The sequence below is a fragment of the Desulfosarcina cetonica JCM 12296 genome, from assembly GCF_001311845.1.
GTDB lineage: Bacteria > Desulfobacterota > Desulfobacteria > Desulfobacterales > Desulfosarcinaceae > Desulfosarcina > Desulfosarcina cetonica.
In genome coordinates this window covers 24,670-48,965 of the sequence record NZ_BBCC01000009.1, presented here as the reverse complement: position 1 = coordinate 48,965, position 24,296 = coordinate 24,670, and the positions used below count along the sequence as shown (strand labels likewise).

Here is a 24,296-nt window from a genome sequence, read left to right as displayed (position 1 = left end):
GGCGAATCGGCACTCATTCGGAACCGGACCGCCGCGTAGTGGGCAACGGTCGGGGAGATTGGTTGCGGCTGCGGTAGTTGCGGTTTTTGCGGTTTTCGTGGGCCTATTGCTCCTTGTTGCGGTTGCGGTTCTTGCGGTTTTTGCGGTTTTACGGGGCCTTTCCCGGTTTGGAACCGCAATAACCGCAGAAACCTCAGCCGCAACCGGTTGTGGGCCTGCGGTCAGCCAGTCATGCAGCGCCATCTGCCACCTCCAACAGTTTGGGATTTATTTTGACGATTTTTTTTTGCCAGCCGTGGTCAACTTAAACCGGTTGGCATCTTCCAGTTCGGCCAGGGCCGCATTCAACGCGGCTTTTTTCCGTAGTCGGTTCGGGCCGGATTTTTGGATGGTGCTGATAGGTATCGATATCACCCCATCCTGCTGGCATCGATCAATCAACCAGGCGTCGAGCATCACTGCATCGCCTTGCCCTTCGGTTTCCGACGAAACCCGCCGCAAGAACCGCCGAGCCTCGAACACATGCCATGTCACGATGCGGGCAGCCGCCTGCATATGTTCCTGGCCAACCTCGCCCTGGGGGCCATGGTCAAACACATGGAACAGTGCTGCCAGCCGCGCGGCATTGTCGGCGGCCTTTGATCCGACGTCGCGCACGTCACCCAATTCGCCGGTATCGGCCAGTTCGCGCTCGATGTCGTCATGGAACCTTATCCACAATTTTGGCGTCGGGTGAAAGATCAAGGACGGTAGGTGTCAGTTTGCCCGCGTCATCGAACGGCACCGGGAAGTCGAGTAGTACACGGAGCCGGTCGTGGAATCGATTTAGGGCCGGCCAGCCCTTGGGTGCCGGGCGATACATCCGGGTGCCTTGAGTTGATTCCGGCCAGGCGATCAAGAACCGGGCCAGGAATCCAATGCTACGTGCCAACCCCTGTGAGCCGTCAACAAATCGCTGTATGGTTTGGGGTTGAACTGCCAGCCCGAGCGTGATCCGTGCCGCCGGGACGGTATAGGAATCGGTGGTGCGCCGGTCAATATGAAGGGGTGCGCCGTCCCAGAGGGTGTTTAGGGTTGACAAGTTGCGCATGATTGTCTCCCGTCCCATGGCGTGGCCACCAAAAACAATCCCAGCCTCTGACGAAAGAACACCAGCCACCGACCACACATGCGCCAGCCGCCATGTCAGAGCCTCGGTGGTTGCGTCGCCGATAAGCAGGCGAGGGACCCGTGGTCGTTCCGGCTGCCGGGCCTCATGCTCGGCCAGCCTATCTTCTAATTCAGAAGTTTCGTCGTCATGCTGGGCGGCCGACCGAATTGCGTTTACGATGCCGTCACGCTTAGCCCGCCATGCTGTATCATCAGCCTGCCAAGCCTGAATCTCGTGCGCCATCTCATCGGCAACACTGAGTTCCCAATCTCTTATCGGCCCTGTGAAATAGCTGTCTGCGCTTGATTTCCGTTCGCCCGAATCAGCGATGCAGATCACCGCAATACCAACCGGCCCCTGCAACCCTTCGTCTCGCCGCACATCGACCAGACCGGCCGCTACCGTGGAAATCGCCGCCACGGCCGATCCAACAGCGAGGGCGGCCGGGCACTGGACAAACTCCGTCACCTCGCGAACTGCATCGCCAATCATTCCTATCAACGCATCCATGGGATAGGGTGCTGGCCGCTCATCCGCCACCAGCGGCAATGGGTCAGGCCATGCGTTGTCCTTGGTCGCATCGGCTATTACGGCATCAATAGTGTCCCGCGCGAATTTGACTACATCATCTTTGTTGGCGGACGGATCAAAAAGTCGTTGGTTTATCTGGCTGATGCCGGCAGCGAGCCGCCGTGCCCTCGCATCGGCAGCAATTTTTTCCGCAGCCTCGACGGCGGTTTGAATACTGCTAGCCCCCGGTACCTTGTCAATCAACCCAGCGAGGTACGCGGCCTCGCCGTCCAAAGACAACCCCATGCCCATAAGGTCACAAGACAGGTCATTGCCGTGACGATCATAGATCGCCCTGACAATCGGCTGATGTCGCGACCGGTAAAAGTCGCCGGGATCGACAAGATCCCTGACTGCAGCTATAACGTCCGGATCCAGCATCATCGCTACAATGAGGGACTCTTCGGCGTTGGTGTTATTCGGTAGAGATACGGCAGCTTGGCGTCCCTTTGTTGCTGGCATGCCCATCATCTTCTACCATGGGCCGCCGGGGTTTTAGGCGGAGCGGCCGTCTCTATACGCGCTTCGAGCCAGGAAATTAGGCTCTTGACCCGGTAACATTTTTTACCGCCCATCATGAAACTATCTGCGGGGCCTTCGCCGGCAGCATCAAGGTTCGCCATGTAGCCTGGCGTGATCATCCCTCCGCTGAACTCCCCGATCTTCGTGCGGGTAACCACGGTTGAGGACCATTTTTCGGCCATGTCGCTGAGATCGACTTTTTGGGACATTATGATTCTTCTCCTTTTTTTGGCCGTTCATAATTAAGGACTCTCGGCCGTCATGACGATCTTGATGCACACAGATTTATCTTTTCACAAACCTCCTTTTTTAATTTTTAGTACTTTTCCCTTTAAAAACAGATGAATATAGCTGATAGCTATACAAAAACATAGAATGTCGTTGCAAAATGCAACACGCCCATTCCAATGGGTAACTTTTCTGCAAATATTCAGGTCGCAATGTACCTTTTTGGGTGACGGGGAATCCCAAAGACTGATGGCGTTGGTTAGAAAGGCCGGTGGGAAAATTGTTTCAAAGGTGGGGCAGAAGTGGGGCAAATTGGCGCAACCAATAAAAAAGCATCCACCAAAATCTTGCAAATGCCTGTTTTTACTGGTGCCCGGGGCCGGAATCGAACCGGCACGAAGTTAAACTTCGAGGATTTTAAGTCCCTTGCGTCTACCTATTCCGCCACCCGGGCGATGGATACTGAGTACTTACTGAGGAGCACACGACGACACGGCGTTTGTGAGGCTGCTTTTAACCAGTATCCTGAAAAATGTCAAGGAAATCGGCTGCCTTCTTCCATATTGGGAATGCGCTTGATCAGACGCATGAAATCCACAACACCATGGCAGCGGCAAGCCGTGGCAATCATCAGGGGACGCCGATAGTTCTGTTCTGCGAATTTCAAGGCGCTGAACAGATCGGCCGGCAAAAGTCCGCCGACGCCGGGCAGCAGTTGATGGCTGCGCAGGACAATGGGCAATACGTCATCGAGTTGAAGCCTTGCCAATAGGCGAAACAAATCCATGGGCCGGGGCTTCCCCGTGTGGGTGCAGCGATCCGGCGGCTCGGGGCAATTGTCCGGGCAAATGAAGTCGGCGTGGCTGACATAGGCTTGGCCCGCTGATCCTGCTGCCATTGCGTGCGGCAGCTGCGCCAGCCAGTCTGCCGAAATGGCCAGCGGATGGGCATCGAAACGGTTGCTCAACACGAGGCGGATCCAGCCCGCTACGACGTGCACCGGAATCGCCGGAACGATCATATCAACGGGCGCACCGGGGATGAGCATCTCCTTCAGCCAGGCCACACCGTCTGCCCGGACCTGAATGGCACTCTCCAGCCCGGATCCTGGCAGGCATCGATCCACGACCTTGATTTTTGCGCCGGGGATATGCCTTGCGATCCGACGGACGGCGATTTTCCCGAAATGCCCGGCTCCGATCACCCAAAAACGCCGGTGGCCATCAGCGTTGGCGCTTTGTTCCTTGTTATTATGCATGGCATTTGGTAAAAAATAACGATTTTGAAAACATGCGAAATGTCATCGCGCTTCACCCGCGACACCGCAACAATGTCCTTTAATGATTGAATGCGTCATGCAATCCACCAGCCCACAATTGATTTTGGCATCCCAATCGCCACGTCGACGCTACCTGCTCGAGCAGGCCGGCTTGACCTTTGATGTGGTTCCCAGCGTTTTCGATGAAGACACGGTCCAATTGAAGAATCCGGCCGACTACGTTACAACCCTGGCCCAGGCCAAGGCCGACGAGGTCGCCAGCCGCTACCCGAGTAGCTGGATCATCGGGGCGGACACGATCGTTACCATCGATGATGCCATTCTCGGCAAGCCGGCCGATGCCCGCCAGGCCCGTGAAATGCTGGAGCGGCTCAGCGGTCAGACCCACTTCGTTTATACCGGATACGCGATCGTTTGTAAAAAGGCAAACGTTTGCCATTGCACGGCAGCCCAGACCCAAGTATTGTTCAAGGAACTCAGCGCGGCCGAAATTGACTGGTACATCGACTCCGGCGAACCCTTTGACAAAGCCGGGGCCTATGCCATCCAAGGACTGGGCACCTTCCTGGTCCGCGCCATCAACGGCTCCTACACCAACGTGGTCGGCCTGCCCGTCTGTGAAGTGGTCGAAATCCTCCTCAAGCTTGGCGCGGTCCACCTGAGCCATAAAAACGCCAAAGAGGTGGCGGTGTGAAAGAGATACTTGAAAAGCTCCAGCGACGGATCGCTGAGGCGGCCAGGGCCTGCGGACGCGATCCCCGAAGCAGCCAATTGGTGGCGGTCACAAAAACCGTGGCAGCCAAGCGCGTGGCCGAAGCCATCGATGCCGGCGTTACGATCGTGGGTGAGAACTACATTCAGGAGGCCCGCGACAAATTCAATACGCTTTACGACCGCAAGGTAAGCTGGCACTTTATCGGCCATCTCCAGTCCAACAAGGCCAAATACGCCGTCCGCATGTTCGACCTGATCCATTCGGTCGACTCGTTGAAACTGGCCGAAGCACTGAACAAAGAAGCCCAAAAACTGGCAAAGGTTCAGCAGGTTTTGATTCAGGTGAATATCAGCCAGGAGGAGACCAAGTCGGGCACCACGGAAGACGAGGCCGTCGATCTGGTAACCGCCGTCAGTCGGCTTGACCATCTTCAGGTGATGGGGCTGATGACCATGCCCCCTTTTTTTGACCAGCCTGAACGGGCGCGTCCGTTCTTCCGTCGGTTGGCGGGCCTGCGAGACCGCATCGCCCGCCAGGCGATCCCCGGCATCCGCATGCAGGAACTCTCCATGGGCATGACCGGCGATTTCGAAGTCGCCATCGCCGAGGGTGCCACCCTGGTGCGCATCGGCACGGCCCTGTTTGGAGCCCGCCAATGAAGCTTCTGCTGCATATCTGCTGCGCCCCGTGCAGCATCTATCCCTTGGATGTTCTGCGCAACGCGCGCCACGATGTCATGGGGTTCTTCTACCGCTACAATATTCATCCCTTCACCGAATGTCTGCGCCGCGAAGAGGCCCTCAAAGCCTATGCCCAAGCCATCGATCTCAAGGTGATCTACCAATCCGGCTATGAGCTGGAGACCTTTTTACGTAATGTCGCCTTTCGCGAGGCCGAACGCTGCACATACTGTTATCACGATCGCCTGACCTCAACGGCGCATGTCGCCAAAAAGGGTAAATTCGACGCCTTTTCCACCACTCTGCTCTACAGCCGCTTTCAAAATCACGATCTGATCCGTTCCATCGGCGAAGCGTGGGCAAGACGATCGGCGTGCCCTTCTACTACCAGGATTTCCGGGACGGCTGGCGGGCAGGCATCGACGCCTCCAAGCGGCTGGGCATGTATCGCCAGCAATACTGCGGCTGCATCTACAGTGAAAAGGCGCGCTATTATCACGCGCCCAAGGGGCGCGCCCCCGTGTCGCGTGTCGATAAGACGGGCATCGCCACCTAAAAAAATTCACCGACAGGACTACGCCAAATCATGTTCGGAAATTTCATCTATTTCATCGTCGCCCTGTTGATTTACTCCACCTACCAGCCTGCCGAACAAACCAATTTCTCACCTCTGGATAGCCTGCTGTTGTTCGTATCGCTGGCGTTGTTCTTCTTTATTGTTTCAAGGCGCCAGTTCAGCCGGATTGCAAGGCTTGCGGCCGATCGTGCACCCCAAGGGCTGTTGGACCAGCAATTTTCCTCCGCGCTGACCCGCCAGTCCATTCTGGCCATCGGCCTTTTCGCGGTGGATATCTACGCGTTGAACCTGCCGACATGGATCACCGGCATCGCCCTTTTCGACGCGATCCCCACCATCGGCGCCCTTTTATTCCTGGCGCTTTTTATCGCCTACCTATCCATGGTGTGGGCCAATGCCTATGATGCCTACCGGCTGATCTACCGATCCCGAATCACTCGCAACGCCTATGTAGCGTCCAATATTACCTTCAGCGTACCGATATTGTTGCCATGGCTGCTCTTCTCCGGCCTCGCCGATTTAATCATGGCGTTTCCCTTCGAGTTGCCGCGGCGCATGCTTGCGTCACCCATCGGGGAAATCACCTACTTTTTTATTTTTTTGATTGTCGCTGCCGTACTGGCCCCATTGATCGTCCAGAAATTTTGGCGTTGCCGTCCCCTGGAGACCGGCGATGACCGCCGGCGTATCGAAGCTGTCTGCCGACGCGCCCGGATTAAGGTCGCCGATATCCTCCGTTGGCCACTTTTCGAGGGTCGCATGATCACGGCCGGGGTGATGGGCTTGATAGGTCGTTTTCGCTATATTCTAGTGACCGAAGCCTTGCTGCGCATTCTATCGCCCGAGGAAATCGAAGCGGTCATTGCCCATGAAATCGGGCATGTCAAGCGCCGGCATTTGATGTTCTATCTTTTGTTTCTACTCGGTTTCTCAATTATCGCTTTTTCGACCTACAGCATTGCCGGGTATCTCATTATTCTTTCGGATTCCCTTTACCGGCTCATCTTCATGACCGGCATCGATTTGCTGTCGTTCATCACCGGCGTGCGCAACGCAGCTATCATACTTATTTTTATTGTTTATTTTCGTTATGTGTTTGGTTATTTCATGCGCAACTTCGAGCGTCAGGCCGATGCCTACGTTTACCGTCTGTTTGATAGCGCCAGACCTTTGATTTCTACATTTTATAAGATCGCCGTGGCTTCCGGAAATCCTGCCGACAAACCCAATTGGCACCATTTCAGCATCCGCCAGAGAATCGATTTTTTGAACCATTGTGAAGTGAATCCATCATGCATCCGACAACATGACCGCAAGGTTCGCATCAGCCTGGCTATATGGGCTGCACTCATGATCGTGCTGGGAACGGCCGGTTACCATCTCAACTTCGGTCAGGTGGGGGAACGCCTGAATGCCCGGGTGCTCGAATCGGCCATATCCAAAGCAATCTCCATCGGAGGGGAGCACGATGCCGGTCTCTATTTGATGCTGGGCGATCTTTATTTCAGCCGTGACAGCTATGCCCAGGCGGTAGCGGCGTACCGTTCGGCCCTTGCGCTCGAACCCGATAATGCCATTGTGCTCAACAACTATGCCTGGCTGTTGGCCACCAGCAAAGATCCGGCGATTCGCAACCCTGCGCAGGCACTGGTCTATTCGCGAAAAGCGGCCGCCATTGACCCGTCGGCCCAGGTGCTGGATACGCTGGCGGAAAGTTTATACCTCAATGGCCGGATCGAGGCCGCCATCGAAACCGCCAAACAGGCCCTCGAGAAGGCCAATGCCAATCGCAGCTACTACAACGGGCAGCTGGAAAAATTCCAGGCTGCCCGTGAAACGCCGATTGGCAAGTAGTGGTTTTGTCCCTTACTTGATACAGACCTTGCGCACCTCGAGCAGGTCACAGTGGCCTTGAAAAATCTTTTCAATACCGTCCTGTTTCAAGGTGCACATGCCGTCCTCGATCGCCTGATTGCGGATCTGCTCCATGGGCATCTTCTTCTGAATCAGTTGTTTCATCTCATCCGTGCCCATGAGCAATTCATGGATGCCCATACGACCGCGATAGCCGGTGTTCCCGCATTGATCACACCCCTCGGGCTTGGAAAGCATTAAATCGTCCGTATAGGGAATGTCCAGATTGGCCTTGAAGTCCTCTTCACCATACTCACGCACCAGCTCGTCGTATTCTTCCTTGCTGGGGTGGTACTGCTTCTTGCAGTTCTTGCACAGGGTCCGCACGAGACGCTGGGCCAGGATGCACAGGATGGCATCGGCAAAGTTGAAGGGATCCATGCCCATGTCCAACAGACGGGTGATGCTCTCCGGGGCGCTGTTGGTATGCAGGGTTGAGAAAACCAGATGGCCGGTGAGGGAGGCCTCGATGCCGATGGAGGTGGTCTCCTTGTCGCGCATTTCGCCGACCATGATGACATCGGGGTCAGCACGCAGAAACGCGCGCATGGCCGCGGCAAAGTCAAACCCGATCTTGGGCTTGACCTGCACCTGGCGGAGTCCCCGCTGGGTGATTTCGACGGGATCCTCGGCGGTCCAAATCTTTGTCTCGGTCTTGTTGATGAAACTCAATGCCGAGTGCAACGTGGTGGTTTTACCGGAACCGGTGGGGCCGCACACGAAAATCAGGCCGTAGGGTTTGGTGATCACGCTGATAAAGTTCTTGTAATTCCGCTTGGAGAAACCCATTTTATCCAGCGGGATGGGTTCCCCGGCGGCCAGGATACGCATCACCACATCTTCAAGGCCGCCCTGGGTGGGGATCGTAGCGACACGTAGCTCAATGTCCTTGCCGCCGTATTTCTTGAACTTGATCTTGCCGTCCTGGGGCAGGCGCCGCTCGGCGATATCCAGATCGGACATGATCTTGATTCGGGAAACCACGGCGTTCTTATAGGAAAAGGGAATCGTCTGGTAAACGGTACAGGCACCGTCCACGCGAATGCGCACCTGAGTATTCTGTTTGCCCGGATAGGGCTCGATATGAATATCCGAGGCGTTGCGATGGTACGCATCCAGAATGATCTTGTTCACCAGCTGGACAACGGCGCTGTCCTCATCGCCGACGCCGGACTCGGCCTCTTCCACCTCATCGGCCTCAACTTGCAGCTGGGAGAGGATGTCATCGATTTCGGCCAGTTCCTTTTCATCATGGGTGAACAGCTTGATGAAATCGAGAATATCCTGTTTGAGACTGACGTAGAAGGTGACCTGGCGACCGGGAAAGAGGGCCTTGATCTCGTCAATTTTTTTCAGGTCGAAGGGGTTGTCCACCGCCACGACGACCTTGTTATCCTCACCCTTCAGGGGCACCCAGATGTTGTTGCGCATGAAGGGTACCTTGAGGCCCGCGATGAGATCACCGGGAATGGGGTAGTTGGCGTTGTATTCGATGAAATTGGTTTTGTAGTATTTCTCGAGCGCGCTGCCGATCTCCTTTTTGGGGATCTTGTAATCCTTCATCAGGACGGCGGAAACCGGTTCCTTGCGCTGGGCGGCCTCGACGGCGGCCTTTGCCAGTTCTTTCTGGGTTAAAAGATGGTTTTCCAGCAGGTAATCGTACTTGTTGTTGGTTCTTGAACCCTTGGCGGCGATCCGCTTCTGGTTGTAAAGGACCACGCCCATGATTTTGGCGAGTTCCTGGATCGCGCTCTGTTCCGCGGCACCGAATTCAACGCCCGATTTGTGGTTGATCAACTCCACGGTACCCATCAGATACTTCTGATAGACGATGGGATAGGCCAGGATCTGCCGGGTCCGATACCCGCTCCGACGGTCCCAGCTGGAATCGAATTGCAGGCTCGGATCAATGGCGGTCAGTTCATTCTGATCGTAGGCATCCTTGATGTTCAATAGGGCCTGCTTCAGCGCGGCATACCCGGCCACGCTGGTCTGCGCGATGGGGATGCGAATTTCGGCCAGTTCATTGCCGGACTTGAAACGCGATACCAGTTCACGCTTGACACCATCCACCACATAAACGGTAAGTCGATCGGAACCGAACAGCTCACAGATCTCGTCCTTGGTGTTCGCCAAAGCGTCGTTGAGGTTGTTGGTACCGTTCAGTCGGCTCCCAATGGCCTGAATTCTGGCTTTGTACTCCGCCTCGGACAAGGATCTACCGGCGGCATCATCGTCGATGGAGAGGCTTATTTCTGCATTTGCCATAATTGTGATCCAACGCCTTTACTTACGATACTGTTGGTAGAGTTTTTTACATCCGCCACCAATCAGAAAAAGGCCCATAAAATAGAAACAGAACCGGATAATTCCGGATGCAGCGGCAAATTGGGGAATCGCTTCAATCTTGGGCATGACCTGGGGCAGGCGGTAAAAGACACCCAGACCCGCCAGGATCAATGCAACCGCCCAAACCACCTGACCTTGATTCACCTGCTTATCGGCCATAAAATCACCCGCAATGGATCCTATAAATGTCGCAAGCGGATCAAAGTGCACATAACCGCTCCCCATCAATTACGCTAACCCCCTTGGATTGCAGCAGCCGGATCGCTTCCTGATCTTTTTCGAAACGGAAAATCATGACCGCGTTGTCTCCAGAAGACCTTACAAAAGCGTACATATACTCCACATTGAGGTCGGCATTGTGCAACAAGGTCAGAATCTCATGCAGACCACCGGGACGATCAGCCACTTCCACCGCTACCACATTGGTCTTTCCAACGGTGAAACCGTTGTTTTTCAGGACCTGGCGCGCCTTTTCGGTGTCATTCACAATTAACCGCAGAACGCCGAAATCGGAAGTGTCGGCCAGTGCCAGCGCACGGATATTGACCTTGGCTTCACTCAAAATCGCCGTCACCTCGGATAAGCGGCCCGATTTGTTTTCCAGAAACACGGAAATCTGTTCAACCTGCATTTGCGTTTCTCCCCTTACTAATCGGTCAATCGATATTCAACTTGAGCCGTGGATCGTATAAATAGGACTATCAGATCTGGCGGTTATCCACAACCCGAATAGCCTTTCCCTGGCTCCGTTCGATGGCCTTGGGCTCGACCAGTTTAACCTGGGCCGTGACACCAAGAAGTTCCTTGATATTTTTTGTAATGCGCCGTTCCAACTGCTGCAACCCCTTGACCTCGTCAGTGAATCCCCGTTCGCTGATCTCCACCTTGACGGTGAGGACATCCAGATTATCCTCGCGATCGACCACCAGCTGATAATGGGGCTCGACCGCATCGATCTCCATCAACACGCTTTCGATCTGGGAAGGAAAGACGTTGACGCCGCGGATGATCAGCATATCATCGCTGCGGCCGGTGACCCGGTTCATGCGCACGTGGGTTCGACCACAGATGCAGGGTTCCGGGTTGAGCGAGGTAATGTCGCGCGTGCGATACCGAACCACCGGGAAGGCCTCCTTGGTGAGCGAGGTGAACACCAGCTCGCCGGCTTCGCCGTAAGGCAGCGGTTCGAGCGTATTGGGGTCGATGATCTCGGCGATAAAATGATCCTCGAAAACATGCAAGCCCTTCCTGGCTTCATGGCACTCGATCGCCACCCCCGGTCCCATCACTTCGCTGAGCCCGTAAATATCCACGGCAGTGATATTCAACTTGCGTTCGAGCTCCGCACGCATTTTTTCGGACCAGGGTTCGGCACCGAATATCCCGTGCTTGAACTTCAACGATTTGAAGGAAACCCCCATCTCCTCGGCTACCTCGGCCAAATGCAGTGCATAGGACGGCGTGGAGGTAATGATCGTGGGACCGAAGTCCTTCATGATCACCACCTGGCGCTTGGTATTGCCGCCAGACACCGGGATCACCGATGCGCCCAGGCGTTCGGCACCATAATGCACCCCCAGGCCACCGGTGAAAAGCCCGTAACCATAGGCATTGTGAATGATGTCCCCTCTTCCGGCGCCACCGGCGGTAAGGGCTCTGGCCATCAAGGTCGACCAGGTGCCCACATCCCGGGCCGTATAACCGACCACGGTGGGTCTTCCGGTGGTCCCGGAGGAAGCGTGGATGCGCACCACGTTATCCATGGGGACGGCGAACATATGAAACGGATAATTGTCCCGCAGGTCCATCTTCGTAGTAAAAGGAACGCGTCGCAAATCGTCCAAACTTTTAATGTCGGCCGGTGTAATCCCGGCTTCTTCAAATTTTTTGCGATAGAAAGGGACACTTGCATAGACACGCTGCAGCGTGGTCTGAAGCCGCCGGAGCTGGATGGCCTCCAGGGCTTCACGGGGCATGGTTTCGTATTCAATGTCATAAATCATCGTGCGCGCTCCATTTCACCGGGAAGTAAAATATAGACATGGAAAAGATAATGGGGTTGCGTACCATCATGAAAAAGGCCGTGAGGATCATCCCCGCGGCCTCTACCCCGTGTCGGCAACCCTGACGGATTAAATAATTCGATGGATCGTGTCAAGCGAAACGACCACCTCAGGGCATTGTTCCGATACAAATGGTCAGGCCCCCGTCGGAGAAGCGAGCCTGACCGATAACATCATTCACATGCCCATCTATTTGAGCAATGAGCCCTTGAATACCGCCTTGCGTTTTTCGATAAAGGCACCTGTGCCCTCCTTGGCGTCCGGGCTGGCCAGACAAATACCAAAGGCGTCGGCCTCGATCTGGCAACCGATCCCCAGTTCCACGTTGAGGCCGGTGTTGACCGCCTTCTTGGCCTCACGCAAAGAGACCTTGCCCTTCTTGGCGATACCCTTGGCCGTCTTGAGGGTTTCATCCATCAGCTTGTCCTGGGGAAACACCCGGTTGACCAGACCAATCTTCTCGGCTTCCGGGGCGGGAACCATGCTGCCGGTAAAGATCATCTCTTTGGCTCGGTTAATGCCAACCAAGCGGGCCAGGCGCTGAGTGCCGCCGAATCCGGGAATAATCCCCAACGTGATCTCGGGCAGACCGAAGGTGGCGTTTTCCGAGGCATAGATGAAGTCGCTGGCCAGGGCGATCTCGCTTCCGCCTCCCAGGGCAAAGCCATTGACCGCCGCGACCACCGGGATGGCCATCTCCTGCAAGCGGTTGAAAATCAACTGCCCCTTGCGGGAAAAGAGCTTACCCTGCAAAGTGTTGAATGTGGCCAGCTCGGTAATGTCCGCACCGGCGACAAACGCCTTGTCACCCGCACCAGTCAGGACCAACACGCGGATGTCCTCGTTGCCTTCGATCTCGTCCAAGGCGGCCGATAGCTCGTTCAGCAAGGCACCGTTGATCGCGTTGAGGGCCTTGGGACGATTGAACGTGATGACGGCGACGCCATCGGTAACCTCAAAAAGAATGTTCTCGTAAGCCATGTTTCTCCTCCTGCTCGTTTTGTGTTGAATGCCCCATTTCCGCCAATTCACAATGACACGTAATCGATTTTCACCCTCTCCGTTTGGTCGCCCGGGGCGGATCGGCAAATGCCGTCGGAAGGGTATCCTTGATGTAGGTCCGAATGCCCCGGATGATCCCGTCGCACACGTCTTCCTGATATTTGGCGCTGGTCAGCCGGCGGCACTCGCGGGGATTGGAAATAAACGCGGTCTCCACCAGAATCGCCGGCATCTGTGCCCCCAGGAGCACGTAAAAAGGCGCCTGTTTCACACCTTTGTTACGGATATCGCCATATCCTTTCTTAAGGTGTGTACACATCGACTCCTGGACCATGGTGGCCAGGCGACTGGATTCATTGATCTTGGCATTCTGCATCAGATCATTGAGAATGGACTCGAGATCACTGATATTTTTCGCCGAGGTGGCATTTTCCCGCGCTGCCACACGAATGGCGTCATCGTCCGTGGCGAGATTGAGGAAATAGGTTTCGATGCCGTAAGCCTGTGAATTCCGCACCGCGTTGGTGTGGATGGAGATAAACAGATCGGCATTCTGCGTATTGGCGATCGCCGTGCGCTCCTCAAGCGTCAAGTATCGGTCGGTGGACCGGGTAAGGATGGCATCGCATTTGAGCTCACGTTCCACTTTTCTGGCCAGTCGTTTGGCAATCTGCAGAACCACGTTTTTCTCGTGTACGTTCTTCGCGTATCCGGGCCCCATAATCCTTTCCACCGTGTCCCGGATCGATGATGATACGGCTAACGCCCAGGGCCAGCTGACGGGCAATCGCACCCGGGGGCAGCTTTCCGGTGGATTGCGGTGGCGGAATGCTGGCCAGCTGCTTGGTGGATGGCTTGCCCGTCGTGTCCACGCCCCAGACATCCATGACGATGCGGAAGGGATTTTTCAGGGAAAAAATCTTGTAGTTTTTGAAGGACTTGATATCCACGACAATCCGGACCGAATCGTTGGTATACTGGCCGGCACGCGCATCGATGAGCAGGTTGTCGTTGATGGGTACGAGTTTGTCGATATTCTTGCCCAGCCGGCTGCGACTGAGTTCAAGGTAGAGTCGCGGGGGTTTGTTGATCGAGGGATCCTTCTTGAGCAACCGATGGGTAAAAGGGGTCTCCTGGTCGGCATCGACCACGACCCGGGTGTATTTAGGATTGGACCAGACGCGCAAGTCCTGCACGGTCACCAGCTTGGATCCCGATGGGCCGTTGCCGGTCTTACCCGGGGACGCCTTGGCGGACGGCTTCCCCGACTGGGCAATCAATTCGGCCAAGGGATCCGCCGAATTGCCGGCCGGTGAGGGACGGGCTGCCGATGCCGCTCGCGCACGACCGGCGCCCCCTCCCGGCTTCAGGTCATCGGCGGCTTTGGCCGCGTAAGTGCTGTTGGCAAATTCGCGCTGAACCCGGCGGAAATAGTCGACGGCGGCATCACCGTCATCGGTTCGATGGGATGCTTTGGACAACCCGCGATAAAGGACAGCGGTCATGTAAAGGCACTCGGCCGCATAGGGACCTTTGGGATCGGTTTGGTAGGCCTTTTGAAACAAATCGATGCCGCGTTGCCACTGATCGCGATACTTCTGGCGGTTCGCGCTGGCACTCAGCCGGTCATAGGCCGCGTGGGCGTGTTCAAGCTGCTTGGCCGCCGCCGCGGTATTCGGAGAAACGACCGGTTTTCCCAATCTGGAAAGTTGGTCGCGCGATTTGGGTGTGTAACGGCTATTGGGATACTTCTGGATAATGCGTTGAAAAAGATCGACCGCTTCCTGTTGGTCGGCACCCAGACGGGAACGTTGATAAAGCTCGAGATAAAGCAGGCCGGCCTTGTAAAACCCGGCAGCGGCCCAGGGCCCATCCGGGTCAAGACGCTGCACCAGTTTGTACTTTTCGATGCAGGCCAGCCATTTATCCCGATATTTCTGGTGTTTCGGATTTTTCTTCAAGGCCGCGTAGGCGTTTTCGGCCTGGTAATAGCGATCTTTGATCGTCAGGGCCCATGCCGTACCCAGGAAAAAGAGACTGGCAAGAAGCGCCGCCATGACGACGCGCATTCCCCCGACTCGCCTTGATGTGTATCGGACATCCTGCATATGATTTTCGCTTTGGATCAATAGACGACCGTCTGTGCCTGATTTTGCAGCTCGTTCAATGTGTTGAGCGCGTCGATGGGCGTCATGCGGCCCAGATCCAGCATTTGCAAGGTTTCGACCAGCTTCCGCTCAACCGGGCTAAAGAGCCCCAATTGCATGTGCCCGCTTTTTTTCGGGTCTCCGTGCGCTTCTGCTTCTTATCGCCCACCGTGGGATGGCTGCCGGCCTCGATCTGGGCGAGGACCTGTCTGGATCGCCGGATCACCGTTTCGGGGATGCCGGCCAGGCGGGCCACCTGAATGCCATAGCTGCGGTTGGTTCCGCCCTCGACCAGCTTTCGCAGAAAGATAATCCCGTCGTTCCACTCCTTGACGGCGATGTTGTAATTTTTCACCCGCTCAAGTTGTTCGGCCAGTTCGGTCAATTCATGATAGTGGGTGGCGAAAAGGGTACGCGTTCCCGTACCGTTGAGCTCATGGAGGTACTCGGCGACCGCCCAGGCGATGCTGAGCCCGTCGTAGGTCGACGTTCCCCGGCCGATCTCATCCAGAATCACCAGGCTGTGCACGGTGGCATTGTTGACGATATTGGCAGTTTCCTGCATCTCCACCATAAAGGTGCTTTGCCCGGCGGAAAGGTTGTCCAGCGCACCCACACGGGTAAAAATACGATCGGTCAGGGCGACATCGGCTTTTCGGGCCGGAACGAAACTTCCCATCTGGGCCATGATCGTAATCAGGGCCACCTGGCGCAGGACCGTGGATTTACCCGCCATATTGGGACCGGTGATGATGAGCACCTGATTGATCTGGTTATCCAGACGGATCGAATTGGGCACGAATCGCTCCCCGGTGATCAGCTTCTCCACCACCGGATGACGTCCATCCGTGATATCCAAAATGCCTTCGTCATTGACCTGGGGAAGACAGTAGGCATTGTTCTGGGCCACCTCGGCAAACGTGGTCAGGCAATCGATGCGGGCGATAAAGTCGGCGACGACCTGGATGTCCGCGTGATGGGCCTTGGCCCGTTCCCGCACCTCGGTGAACAGTTTCAGTTCCAGGGCGCTGCGTTGTTCCTCGGCGTTGAGCACCCGCGATTCGAAATGCTTCAGATCATCGGTAATATACCGTTCGGCATTGACCAGGGTTTGCTTGCGCACGTAATTATCGGGAACCGCCTCACTGTGAGCGCGCGGAATTTCAATATAGTAACCGAAAACCTTGTTGAAACGCACCTTGAGCGAATTGATCCCCGTGGTACTGCGCTCCTTGGCTTCCAGTTCGGCCAGCCAGCCCTTCCCGTCCCGACTGATACGGATCAATTCATCCAGATCCGCATCGTATCCATTGCAGATCATGCCGCCTTCGCTGGTAACGGGGGGGGCATCCTCACGGATCGCCCGATCGATGAGATCGGCCAAATCTGCCAGGGGCTGGGGATCCTGGGGGAAAACGTAGGGATCCGCTGAAAACCCGTCCAGGGCGGTATAAACTTCGCCAAGCGCCTGGATGGAGAATTTCAGCGCCGTGAGATCCCGGGCATTGGCATGCCCCATGGCAATCTTACTGCCCAGACGTTCCAGATCCCGCACGGACTTGAGGGCTTGGCGCAGATCCTTGCGCGCCTGCATCTGCTGCACGGCATCGGACACGGCAGCATGGCGATTCCGGATGCGTTGGATGTCCATTAGCGGATAGCGCAGCCAGTGGGCCATCAGGCGCCCGCCCATGGCCGTGACCGTCTGGTCCAGGACATCCAACAAGGCGCCTTTGCGGCCGCCGGAACGAAGGCTGCGCAACAGCTCGAGATTACGGCAGCTCTGGTCATCCACCATGAGAAAGCCGCCCAGAAAATAGGTTTGGATGGCGTGCAGGTGTTCGAGTTTTTGGCGTTGGGTTTCGCTGACGTAATGCACCAGCGCCCGCCGCACAGATGCCGGCGACGAGCCCTTCACAACCAAAGCCTTCCAGAGACAGGGTGTCGAACTGATCGAGGAGCCGTTGCCGCCCGGCGGAAAGATCGAAAACCGCATCGTCCAACACGGTAATGGCAAAATGCAGCGGATGGTTGGCGAGCGCCGCGAAGGGTTCTTCCTTTTCGAGCCCGGAAGGGATCAACAGTTCGCGGGGGGCCACCCTCAGGATTTCGTCGATAATGGCCGAGGCATCACCGCTTTCGGTCAGCCGGAAGGTTCCGGTGGAGATATCCAGACTGGCCAACCCCATATTTTTCTGATGCCGGGAAACGGCCAAAATGAAGTTGTTGGTCTTTGCATCGAGGAGTTCATCCTCCACGATCATTCCCGGGGTGACCACGCGGACCACTTCCCGTTTAACCAAGCCTTTGGCGGCTTTGGGATCCTCCACCTGATCACAGATGGCCACCTTGAACCCGTTTTCGATCAAGCGGGCGATGTAGCCTTGGGCTGCCCGGTAGGGGACCCCGCACATGGGCACGGCGGCATCGTTGTTTTTGTTCCGGGAAGTAAGGGTAATCTCCAGCACCCGGGAGGCCACCTGGGCATCCTCGAAAAACATCTCGTAAAAATCACCCATGCGGTAGAACAGCAGGGTATCGGGATACCGCTCCTTAATGGAGAGGTACTGCTGCATCATGGGTGTCGCTTTGACAGGGGCCATCAATCAATCGTTATCAAGCAAAAGGCCTTGGGATTCGGTGACCGGCAGGCTCCTCGGTCGTTGCTGGGTTGGCGTGAGGTCTACCCTCAGCCTCTCACCAGCAGAATCACAGCGCCCGAATGGATTAAGTCGAACACATTAACGAATGTCCTGGACAGCACCCCGGCTGGGGAGGCGGATGAAATGGGGTAGGTTTTCTCCTTGACCGTAACCGGCGGTACAATCCGAATCATTTCGTTTCGGCAGCCACGTCGATGGTATCATCCATCACAGGGGGTTCGCTTACAGGCGGCGGCGTCGCGGCGGCAGCGGATTTCTGTTGCTGAAGCTGCCGTTCCAGGGTTGCCACGGTTTCCACCAAGCTCGACTCCTTGGCCTTGAGGGCCTTGATAACTTTGGCATCCCTGAACTGCTTGAAAAGGCTCAAAAAGTAAGTCATCAAGATACCGATCAGGAAAAAGGCGACGAAGAAAACGGCATTGGCCAGAAATGGGGTTTCATAATGAAAAAAGCCCAGGTTGAGAACCAAGTGGCTCTCGGCCATGAAAAATATCCGATTCTGATAGATAAGCAGCCCGACAAAACCAAAAATAACGATCCAGAAGGCGATCTTCACCTTTTTCATCGCGTTTTTCTCCCTCACCGCGTTCGCGTTGTGGTTGCGTTGGGGATTCCGCTGGGGGTCGCGGATCCAATCTTCAAGGCCTCCCTAAAACCCTTAGATTATCAAGCATCTCTAACCTTTTCCACCCTAAAACTCAACCTTTTTTTCGGTCCAGCGGGACCAGTTCCAACGCGCCCCAAGCCCCCATCCGCTCCCCCACCACAATGACAATGCCGAGGATATCGCCGACCTGGCGTCCGGCTTCGATGGCGCCTTGGATGTCCGCCGGGGTCTGGATCCGATTACCGATCGCCGTGGCCGTCGCATCCGCCAAGGCACTGTTGGGAGAGATGACGCAGACCGCATCGGCAACCCCGCGCGACAGGGAGTGCCCCACGGTGCCCGAGGAGGTGCAGATGCCAAGCCCGTGGCCGGCATCGGCCACCCGCACGCCGATCCGCATGCTAAGGGGCGAGGCACCGGCAAACAGTGCGGCGACAACCGGGCCATCCCGCTTGACGAATAGGTCACCACCGTTTTCCACGACAACCTGCCGACTGTCGCTGAGCAATGCACGGCCAACCGCCTCGGCAATGGCGCCGGCCACGGCCGCCATGGGTCCGACGCCGGCACTTCTTGATGCATCCATCATCCGACGGACGATCGCGGGGGCCATGTCCGTGTCCGACCAAGGCTGCAATGTCGTACCAAACGCTGGAAAGCGTTGAATATAACCGGAAATTTGGGCACGGTAGGTCAATACAAGTTCCCGGGCCTCACGCGCCAGCACCCGATCGGCCTGGATCATCAAATCGGTTTCCTCACAGACGACCTGGAAACTGGCCATTCCGGACGCGTGCACCCGATGCCGATAGGTCCGTTCGCGGTAATTGAGCGGTGCGGTAGGCTTGGGGGACATGGATCAGGCCTGGGCAACCGGCCGTTGCGATTCCGGGAACCGGTGCAGAAAATAGCGGTCGGTCATGCCGGCAATGTAATCTCTGACGATCTCTGCGGGGCTATGGTCTTCCACATAATCGGCCGACATGTCCGCCAGGAAACCGGAAAAGATCTCCGACCGGTGGTTTTGCGTCGTCAAGTCATCCAGGCAGGTCTCGAACAGGCGGCCAAAAAGCGTCCGAATGGTCGCCGAATGAATCTTGTTTCTCGGATTGAGGTAAATTCGCTCGAGGTTAAAGTCCTTGAGCGCTTTGAGGGCATCGGAAATCTCGGGGCTGAAGGCGACAAACGCGTTGGCATGGCTGTGCTGGATAACGTCGGTCACCAGTCGGTAGACGATGCTGCCGTTGGTGTTGCCCAGAGTCCGCGCAATCGACACGGGGATATCCTTGCGCCCGAGCAAGCCAAGGCGGATGGCATCCTCGAGGTCCCTGCCCACATAGGCGATGGTGTCGGCCATGCGCACGACACAGCCTTCGGTGGTCATGGGGACCAGCACGGCTTTTGGATCGGCCTTTTTGGCAGCGACCTCCGCTTCGAAGGTATCGAAGGTTTTATCAAGGTTGGGCCTGAGCACACGGTTATGGATTTCACCATCATGACACAGAATTCCGTCCAGGGTCTGCAGACACAGGTTCCACCCCTTTCCCTTGCGCTCCACCCGATCGAGAAACTGGATGCTTTGCACATTGTGCAAAAAATTACCGATGCCGGCCTGCCGACACAATTCGGACAGGTAACGCTCGCCCTCGTGGCCGAAGGGGGTGTGGCCGATATCGTGCCCCAAAGCGATGGCTTCGATCAGATCTTCGTTGAGCCGCAGAAACCGGCCGATGGTTCGGGCGATCTTGGAAACCAGCTGGACATGCAAAACGCGGTGGGTGATATGGTCGTTTTCGATGAGGGAAAAAACCTGGGTTTTGTCGATGTAGCGGGTATAGGCACGGCTGTGCAGGATGCGGTCGGCATCCAGGGAGAAGGCCTGACGATAGCCGGCCGCGGAATCGAAAATGGGATGACGCCGCACACCGGCATCACTCCAGGTGGCCGCTGCGAGAACAGGCACTGCTCCCGTGCATTCAATTCCTGTTTCAGCCGATCCATTATCGGAAGCGTCGTCACCGCTTCAAATATATCCATTTTCTATCATTTGTTCCATGAGTGCAAAATAATCGATGCCGGCGGCCCGGAACCCTCCCCGGCCATATTTCATGTTGGCTTCGAGCACCATGTATTGACCGTCATGACAGCAGATATCCAGGCCGACATCATCCAGTGGCACGTTTGAGCAATCTGGCAGGCGAGATCCAGCGCGGACGTTGGGACCGCATCCAGGCCGATGCGCCCGCCTTTGGCCACATTGGTGCGGAACTCCCCGGCGCAGGCAATCCGCCAGTAGGCGTGAACCACCCGCCCACCGACCACAACGATACGCATATCACGGTCGATGGGCAGATACTCCTGGATATAGACCACATGGCGATGATGGGTATAGGTGTCGAGTTCGGCAGCGCTGCGGATCAGGAAACCCCCCTTCCCATGGCGGATCCGCGTGGATCTTTGGCGATCAGCGGGAATGAAAAATAGTCCTGAATGCCCGCTTGTTGCCGCCTCCCGTAAAACACCCGTGTTCGCGGATGGGGCAGACCGGCCAGCTGAAACAAGGTACTCTGCTTGATCTTGTCCTGGGCACAGCGATAACTGTGGCAGCTGGGAAAAATGGCTTTTCCCAGAGCCTCGAAATGCTCCGCGTAAAAGGCCGAGGGGTAGTAGATTTTATCGGCATCATGGATAAGGCGTGCCTCGGCTTCGGTGTAGTCACCGAAGTTGGGACGCACCCCGACAGTAAGAACATTGCGGCAGGAACGCAGACGTGACTCAAGGGCGAGGACCTGCCGCTTCATCCTATAAACTGCCGACGATGGTCTGGACCACGTTTTCCAGGGCCGTTACAAAGTCGCCGTCCTGGCCACCGGCGGCAATGGGGGCGCCTTCATCGCAGGCTTTGACGACTTTCGGATCGAAAGGCAGCGTGCCCAGGAAAGGAATCCCCATGGTCTCGGCTGTTACCCGCCCCCCCTGACTCTTGAACAACTCGACGGTCTTTCCGCAGCAGGGACAGGCAAAGGGCCCCATGTTTTCCACCAATCCGACCACCTCGAGATTCACCGCCCGGCAAAAATTGATGGATTTACGGACATCGGCCAGGGCCACATCCTGGGGTGTTGTGACGATCAAGGCCTTGGCGCCGGTGATGGTTTGAGCCACGCTCAGCGGTTCGTCACCGGTGCCCGGCGGTGAATCAACAATGAGAAAATCCAGGTCGTCCCAGGTGACATCGGCGATGAACTGACGGATGACGCCGGTCTTGGCCGGTCCGCGCCAAATGACCGCCTGATCGGGATCCTTCATCAGGGATTGCATGGAAACGACCTTTAGATGGTCGCCCACCTGCTTGGGCACCACCCGTTGATCCTGCTGGCTCACCTCCAGAAGTCCGTTAAGGCCCATCATTCCGGCGATGCTGGGACCGTGCAGGTCCACGTCCAATAGCCCCGTCGAGAAGCCTTTACCGGCCAGGCTGACGGCCAGATTGGTGGCGAAGCTGGATTTGCCGACACCGCCCTTGCCACTCATCACGATGATTTTGTGTTTTATTTTGGAGAGGGCATTATCGATATTCTGGTCCTGTGGATTGGGCTCCTGCGGACTATTGCCGCCACCCCCACTGCCCCCTGTTTTGGCTGAATGATCATGCATGCGATTGCCTTTCCTCGTTTTGAAATATCGTCTCGAACTTTCGGCAGACCCGGTCATGGTGACTGCCGGCCCAAAAAATCCGATGGCAGCAGCGGCATTCGTTAAAAGCCGGATAATGGTGCCAGACATAAGCCGGCACCCTTCCCCACACGGACCTTTTGTCAACCTTGACAATGGCCGCGTTGCAAACGATGCAGCGGCTGAAGGGATGAATATCCTCTTTCAGGATACCTTGTTCCGTGACGACCTGCTGGAGCTGCCGCAAGGGATCGTTATTCTTTATAAATACAAGGCTTCGACCACTGAACCGCCGCTGGATCGCCTGCGTGCGCGTCAAAATCACTCGCTCCGGTTCAATCCGATCCCAAAACCGCCCTTGGCGGCACTCGTGTTGACAGAGCGTGTCGAAACCGGCACTGCGCAGCAGACGGCCCAATTTTCCCAATGAAGCATCCACCGCAAACCTCATATTGCACCTTTTAGGGCGGCGGGGGCAACACAAACAGGTCCTCAGACATGGGTGCATTGGCCATGAAACGGTCAAGGCGAAACGACAGTCGCCGACCGGTTATATCCGACAACGCCATCTGTCTGGGCACCGTAAAGCCATCAATGTCCTGCAAGGACGTGATCGTAAGCGTATAGATCGCTTTGCCGCTGCTGTCAAACCACACCACCGCTGCCGGCCGCATTGTCTGATCCAAGGTGATCCGCTGGCGAACCCGCCCCCGTCGATCGACGAGCCTCAGCTCAAGCGGCGCATCCTCCTCTTCAACCGGCACCCGTTGGGCGACACATTCGGTCTCGACGGGAATGCGGCCGGCCATGAATTCAAGCAGGTCCTTGATATGAATATCCAAGCCGACGAACGCACGCAGGCTGCCACGGCCGACGGCTTTTTTATGGTACTCGCGCGAGGCATGCTCGATGACATAAAAGTCACTGCCATCGCTGGAAAAACTAGCGGCCGATCCGCCCACGGGTGAGAAAAGGTCAATGCGCAGTCGATCGTCATGCTGACCGGCAACAGCGGCACGATACACCTGGACAGGTCGGTTGGGACGCGCCAGGCTCAACCGGCCCACCCATTTGAATTGGGCCAGGCCTGCATTGGCGTGGTTCAACCGTGTCACCAAGGCCTCGGCAGCGGGATCGGCAACGGGCGCCGGCGGCACCAGGTAGCTACAACCACTGGTGAGCCCCAAGAAAACAAACAGCAACAAGAGTCCCCGCACGGCACTGGCAAAGGATTGACGGACAGGCTCATGTTTATTGGGAGGATGGCAAATTACATGGATCATGGTGTCAATGCCCGAATTTTTTTTTCCACCACCACTTTATCGGTATGGCCGTTTTTAATGGATTGCCGATAACTCTTCAACGCCTTTTCGGTCATGCCGAGTTTGGCGTAAACATCCCCCAGATGTTCCCGGATAATCGGATCATCGGGAACGAGGTTGACCGCTTGCTCAAGCAGTGGCAATGCTTTTTCGTATTGCCCGCGCTTATAGTAGACCCACGCCAGGCTGTCGGTAATATAGCCATCTCCGGGTTTAAGCGCCACGGCTTTCCGAATCAGCCGTTCGGCCTCATCCAATTGGGTGCCCATATCGGCATAGGTGTAACCGAGGTAGTTCAGGGCGTTGGCATTCTCCGGTTCCAACTGGATAACCGTCTTCATGGCCGCGATCGAGTCATCTTTACGCCCCCATTTATCATAGATCACCCCAAGCCGAAAATAGAGTCGGGGGTTTTCCGGATCAATGGCCAGCCCTTGTTTGAGCGCTTGCTCGGCTTTGGCGTAGTTTTCCGTTTGTTCATAAAAAGAACCCAGATACAACCTGAACTCGGGATTTTTCGGCGCTTGGCAATTGCCTCCTGAATTAGGGCGATGGCGGCATCGAGTTTCTCCAGCTCCTGATAAAGCAGAGCGGCGTGCACCGCGGCGTTCTGGAAAAACCGCGATCCCGGGGCAACTTGTCGCAATTGGGCAATGGCCGCGGTTTTATTGTCGTTGCCATCCAGGGCGACGCCGGCCAAATAGTGCAGATCCGCGCTTTCCGGTACCGCTTTGAGCATCCCTTGCAAAATGACAATGGCGGTTTCGTATTCGCGAGTATCCAAATACGTCCGCACCAGGGTTCGGATCACCGCCTCGTCATTTAAGCTTTTT

Annotated in this window: 25 protein-coding genes, 1 tRNA gene and 1 pseudogene; 4 read left to right on the top strand and 23 right to left on the bottom strand. The window is 56.2% G+C overall.

Annotated features, from left to right (window positions below; genetic code table 11):
* Positions 1 to 267 precede the first annotated feature (267 nt).
* From JCM12296_RS03565 to JCM12296_RS03550, 4 genes and pseudogenes are all read right to left on the bottom strand, one after another.
* A pseudogene (locus JCM12296_RS03565) lies at positions 268 to 2,182 on the bottom strand (DUF3987 domain-containing protein).
* 5 nt (positions 2,183 to 2,187) lie between these two features.
* Entirely contained in the window at positions 2,188 to 2,451 is a 264-nt protein-coding gene (locus tag JCM12296_RS03560) for a hypothetical protein (protein ID WP_054689928.1), read from the bottom strand.
* Positions 2,452 to 2,837: 386 nt separating this feature from the next.
* Positions 2,838 to 2,924: transfer RNA gene (locus JCM12296_RS03555), tRNA-Leu, on the bottom strand.
* Positions 2,925 to 3,005: 81 nt separating this feature from the next.
* On the bottom strand, positions 3,006 to 3,728 hold the full coding sequence (locus JCM12296_RS03550) for a hypothetical protein (protein ID WP_054689925.1): 723 nt from the start codon (positions 3,726 to 3,728) through the stop codon (positions 3,006 to 3,008).
* A 97-nt stretch (positions 3,729 to 3,825) separates the two neighbouring features.
* Here JCM12296_RS03550 and JCM12296_RS03545 point away from each other — a divergent pair, with 97 nt between their 5' ends.
* From JCM12296_RS03545 to JCM12296_RS03530, 4 genes are read left to right on the top strand one after another with little or no spacing between them, the layout of a single operon-like run.
* Positions 3,826 to 4,443, top strand: coding sequence for a Maf family protein (locus JCM12296_RS03545; protein WP_054689921.1), 618 nt, complete (start codon positions 3,826 to 3,828; stop codon positions 4,441 to 4,443).
* Positions 4,440 to 5,123, top strand: a complete 684-nt coding sequence (locus tag JCM12296_RS03540) for a YggS family pyridoxal phosphate-dependent enzyme (protein ID WP_054689919.1) — start codon at positions 4,440 to 4,442, stop codon at positions 5,121 to 5,123. The genes JCM12296_RS03545 and JCM12296_RS03540 overlap by 4 nt, the downstream gene beginning before the upstream one ends.
* Positions 5,120 to 5,770, top strand: a complete 651-nt coding sequence (locus tag JCM12296_RS50100) for an epoxyqueuosine reductase QueH (RefSeq protein ID WP_422698517.1) — start codon at positions 5,120 to 5,122, stop codon at positions 5,768 to 5,770. Before JCM12296_RS03540 ends, JCM12296_RS50100 begins: the two co-directional genes overlap by 4 nt.
* Positions 5,731 to 7,575 carry a M48 family metallopeptidase gene (locus JCM12296_RS03530; RefSeq protein ID WP_054689917.1) on the top strand — a complete coding sequence of 615 codons (1,845 nt, stop codon included), beginning with the start codon at positions 5,731 to 5,733 and terminating at the stop codon, positions 7,573 to 7,575. The genes JCM12296_RS50100 and JCM12296_RS03530 overlap by 40 nt, the downstream gene beginning before the upstream one ends.
* A gap of 12 nt (positions 7,576 to 7,587) precedes the next feature.
* Here JCM12296_RS03530 and JCM12296_RS03525 read toward each other — a convergent pair whose 3' ends face one another.
* The 19 genes from JCM12296_RS03525 to JCM12296_RS37815 form a co-directional block, all read right to left on the bottom strand.
* The gene (locus JCM12296_RS03525) at positions 7,588 to 9,903 is read right to left on the bottom strand and encodes a GspE/PulE family protein (protein ID WP_054689914.1); all 2,316 of its coding nucleotides are present in this window, start codon (positions 9,901 to 9,903) and stop codon (positions 7,588 to 7,590) included.
* 18 nt (positions 9,904 to 9,921) lie between these two features.
* On the bottom strand, positions 9,922 to 10,194 hold the full coding sequence (locus JCM12296_RS03520; protein WP_054689909.1) for a hypothetical protein: 273 nt from the start codon (positions 10,192 to 10,194) through the stop codon (positions 9,922 to 9,924).
* Positions 10,184 to 10,615, bottom strand: coding sequence for an ACT domain-containing protein (locus JCM12296_RS03515; protein ID WP_054689906.1), 432 nt, complete (start codon positions 10,613 to 10,615; stop codon positions 10,184 to 10,186). The genes JCM12296_RS03520 and JCM12296_RS03515 overlap by 11 nt, the downstream gene beginning before the upstream one ends.
* Before the next feature lie 70 nt (positions 10,616 to 10,685).
* Positions 10,686 to 11,987 carry a phenylacetate--CoA ligase family protein gene (locus tag JCM12296_RS03510; RefSeq protein WP_054689901.1) on the bottom strand — a complete coding sequence of 434 codons (1,302 nt, stop codon included), beginning with the start codon at positions 11,985 to 11,987 and terminating at the stop codon, positions 10,686 to 10,688.
* A 249-nt stretch (positions 11,988 to 12,236) separates the two neighbouring features.
* Positions 12,237 to 13,028, bottom strand: coding sequence for an enoyl-CoA hydratase/isomerase family protein (locus JCM12296_RS03505; RefSeq protein WP_054689899.1), 792 nt, complete (start codon positions 13,026 to 13,028; stop codon positions 12,237 to 12,239).
* A gap of 70 nt (positions 13,029 to 13,098) precedes the next feature.
* The gene (locus JCM12296_RS43370) at positions 13,099 to 13,731 is read right to left on the bottom strand and encodes an N-acetylmuramoyl-L-alanine amidase family protein (RefSeq protein ID WP_054689895.1); all 633 of its coding nucleotides are present in this window, start codon (positions 13,729 to 13,731) and stop codon (positions 13,099 to 13,101) included.
* Positions 13,685 to 15,118: a tetratricopeptide repeat protein gene (locus JCM12296_RS03495; RefSeq protein ID WP_054689892.1), complete on the bottom strand. Its 1,434-nt coding sequence runs from the start codon at positions 15,116 to 15,118 to the stop codon at positions 13,685 to 13,687. Before JCM12296_RS03495 ends, JCM12296_RS43370 begins: the two co-directional genes overlap by 47 nt.
* 121 nt (positions 15,119 to 15,239) lie before the next feature.
* Positions 15,240 to 17,075, bottom strand: a complete 1,836-nt coding sequence (gene mutS / locus JCM12296_RS03490) for a DNA mismatch repair protein MutS (protein ID WP_246803953.1) — start codon at positions 17,073 to 17,075, stop codon at positions 15,240 to 15,242.
* Positions 16,984 to 17,799: a MutS N-terminal domain-containing protein gene (locus JCM12296_RS43365; protein WP_246803952.1), complete on the bottom strand. Its 816-nt coding sequence runs from the start codon at positions 17,797 to 17,799 to the stop codon at positions 16,984 to 16,986. Before JCM12296_RS43365 ends, mutS begins: the two co-directional genes overlap by 92 nt.
* Positions 17,800 to 18,028: 229 nt before the next feature.
* On the bottom strand, positions 18,029 to 18,424 hold the full coding sequence (locus JCM12296_RS03485) for a hypothetical protein (RefSeq protein WP_054689889.1): 396 nt from the start codon (positions 18,422 to 18,424) through the stop codon (positions 18,029 to 18,031).
* Between the two features lie 133 nt (positions 18,425 to 18,557).
* Positions 18,558 to 19,322 (bottom strand): UPF0280 family protein, encoded by a 765-nt coding sequence (locus JCM12296_RS03480; protein ID WP_157067346.1) that lies wholly within the window; start codon positions 19,320 to 19,322, stop codon positions 18,558 to 18,560.
* A gap of 3 nt (positions 19,323 to 19,325) precedes the next feature.
* Positions 19,326 to 20,429, bottom strand: coding sequence for a deoxyguanosinetriphosphate triphosphohydrolase family protein (locus JCM12296_RS03475; RefSeq protein WP_281491913.1), 1,104 nt, complete (start codon positions 20,427 to 20,429; stop codon positions 19,326 to 19,328).
* 143 nt (positions 20,430 to 20,572) lie between these two features.
* On the bottom strand, positions 20,573 to 20,884 hold the full coding sequence (locus tag JCM12296_RS43360) for an ATP-grasp domain-containing protein (protein WP_246803957.1): 312 nt from the start codon (positions 20,882 to 20,884) through the stop codon (positions 20,573 to 20,575).
* On the bottom strand, positions 20,884 to 21,267 hold the full coding sequence (locus tag JCM12296_RS43355; RefSeq protein WP_054689886.1) for an ATP-grasp domain-containing protein: 384 nt from the start codon (positions 21,265 to 21,267) through the stop codon (positions 20,884 to 20,886). Before JCM12296_RS43355 ends, JCM12296_RS43360 begins: the two co-directional genes overlap by 1 nt.
* A 1-nt stretch (position 21,268) precedes the next feature.
* Entirely contained in the window at positions 21,269 to 22,123 is an 855-nt protein-coding gene (locus tag JCM12296_RS03465; protein ID WP_054689883.1) for an Mrp/NBP35 family ATP-binding protein, read from the bottom strand.
* Positions 22,116 to 22,592: a Mut7-C RNAse domain-containing protein gene (locus JCM12296_RS50095; RefSeq protein ID WP_054689880.1), complete on the bottom strand. Its 477-nt coding sequence runs from the start codon at positions 22,590 to 22,592 to the stop codon at positions 22,116 to 22,118. Before JCM12296_RS50095 ends, JCM12296_RS03465 begins: the two co-directional genes overlap by 8 nt.
* 10 nt (positions 22,593 to 22,602) lie before the next feature.
* On the bottom strand, positions 22,603 to 23,424 hold the full coding sequence (locus tag JCM12296_RS03455) for a LolA-like protein (protein ID WP_054689878.1): 822 nt from the start codon (positions 23,422 to 23,424) through the stop codon (positions 22,603 to 22,605).
* Positions 23,421 to 23,963: a tetratricopeptide repeat protein gene (locus JCM12296_RS39615; RefSeq protein ID WP_422698515.1), complete on the bottom strand. Its 543-nt coding sequence runs from the start codon at positions 23,961 to 23,963 to the stop codon at positions 23,421 to 23,423. Before JCM12296_RS39615 ends, JCM12296_RS03455 begins: the two co-directional genes overlap by 4 nt.
* Complete coding sequence (locus JCM12296_RS37815) at positions 23,846 to 24,274, bottom strand: tetratricopeptide repeat protein (RefSeq protein WP_054689873.1); 429 nt, start codon at positions 24,272 to 24,274, stop codon at positions 23,846 to 23,848. The genes JCM12296_RS39615 and JCM12296_RS37815 overlap by 118 nt, the downstream gene beginning before the upstream one ends.
* Positions 24,275 to 24,296 lie beyond the last annotated feature (22 nt).

Coding starts and splice junctions, on each gene's coding strand:
- JCM12296_RS03560 (WP_054689928.1), bottom strand. CDS start 2,451: ATGTCCCAAAAAGTCGATCTCAGCGACATGGCCGAAAAATGGTCCTCA.
- JCM12296_RS03550 (WP_054689925.1), bottom strand. CDS start 3,728: ATGCATAATAACAAGGAACAAAGCGCCAACGCTGATGGCCACCGGCGT.
- JCM12296_RS03545 (WP_054689921.1), top strand. CDS start 3,826: ATGCAATCCACCAGCCCACAATTGATTTTGGCATCCCAATCGCCACGT.
- JCM12296_RS50100 (WP_422698517.1), top strand. CDS start 5,120: ATGAAGCTTCTGCTGCATATCTGCTGCGCCCCGTGCAGCATCTATCCC.
- JCM12296_RS03530 (WP_054689917.1), top strand. CDS start 5,731: ATGTTCGGAAATTTCATCTATTTCATCGTCGCCCTGTTGATTTACTCC.
- JCM12296_RS03525 (WP_054689914.1), bottom strand. CDS start 9,903: ATGGCAAATGCAGAAATAAGCCTCTCCATCGACGATGATGCCGCCGGT.
- JCM12296_RS03515 (WP_054689906.1), bottom strand. CDS start 10,615: ATGCAGGTTGAACAGATTTCCGTGTTTCTGGAAAACAAATCGGGCCGC.
- JCM12296_RS03510 (WP_054689901.1), bottom strand. CDS start 11,987: ATGATTTATGACATTGAATACGAAACCATGCCCCGTGAAGCCCTGGAG.
- JCM12296_RS03505 (WP_054689899.1), bottom strand. CDS start 13,028: ATGGCTTACGAGAACATTCTTTTTGAGGTTACCGATGGCGTCGCCGTC.
- JCM12296_RS03495 (WP_054689892.1), bottom strand. CDS start 15,118: ATGCGCGTCGTCATGGCGGCGCTTCTTGCCAGTCTCTTTTTCCTGGGT.
- JCM12296_RS43365 (WP_246803952.1), bottom strand. CDS start 17,799: ATGGCCCCTGTCAAAGCGACACCCATGATGCAGCAGTACCTCTCCATT.
- JCM12296_RS03485 (WP_054689889.1), bottom strand. CDS start 18,424: ATGAAAAAGGTGAAGATCGCCTTCTGGATCGTTATTTTTGGTTTTGTC.
- JCM12296_RS03480 (WP_157067346.1), bottom strand. CDS start 19,322: ATGTCCCCCAAGCCTACCGCACCGCTCAATTACCGCGAACGGACCTAT.
- JCM12296_RS43355 (WP_054689886.1), bottom strand. CDS start 21,267: ATGAAGCGGCAGGTCCTCGCCCTTGAGTCACGTCTGCGTTCCTGCCGC.
- JCM12296_RS03465 (WP_054689883.1), bottom strand. CDS start 22,123: ATGCATGATCATTCAGCCAAAACAGGGGGCAGTGGGGGTGGCGGCAAT.
- JCM12296_RS50095 (WP_054689880.1), bottom strand. CDS start 22,592: ATGAGGTTTGCGGTGGATGCTTCATTGGGAAAATTGGGCCGTCTGCTG.
- JCM12296_RS03455 (WP_054689878.1), bottom strand. CDS start 23,424: ATGATCCATGTAATTTGCCATCCTCCCAATAAACATGAGCCTGTCCGT.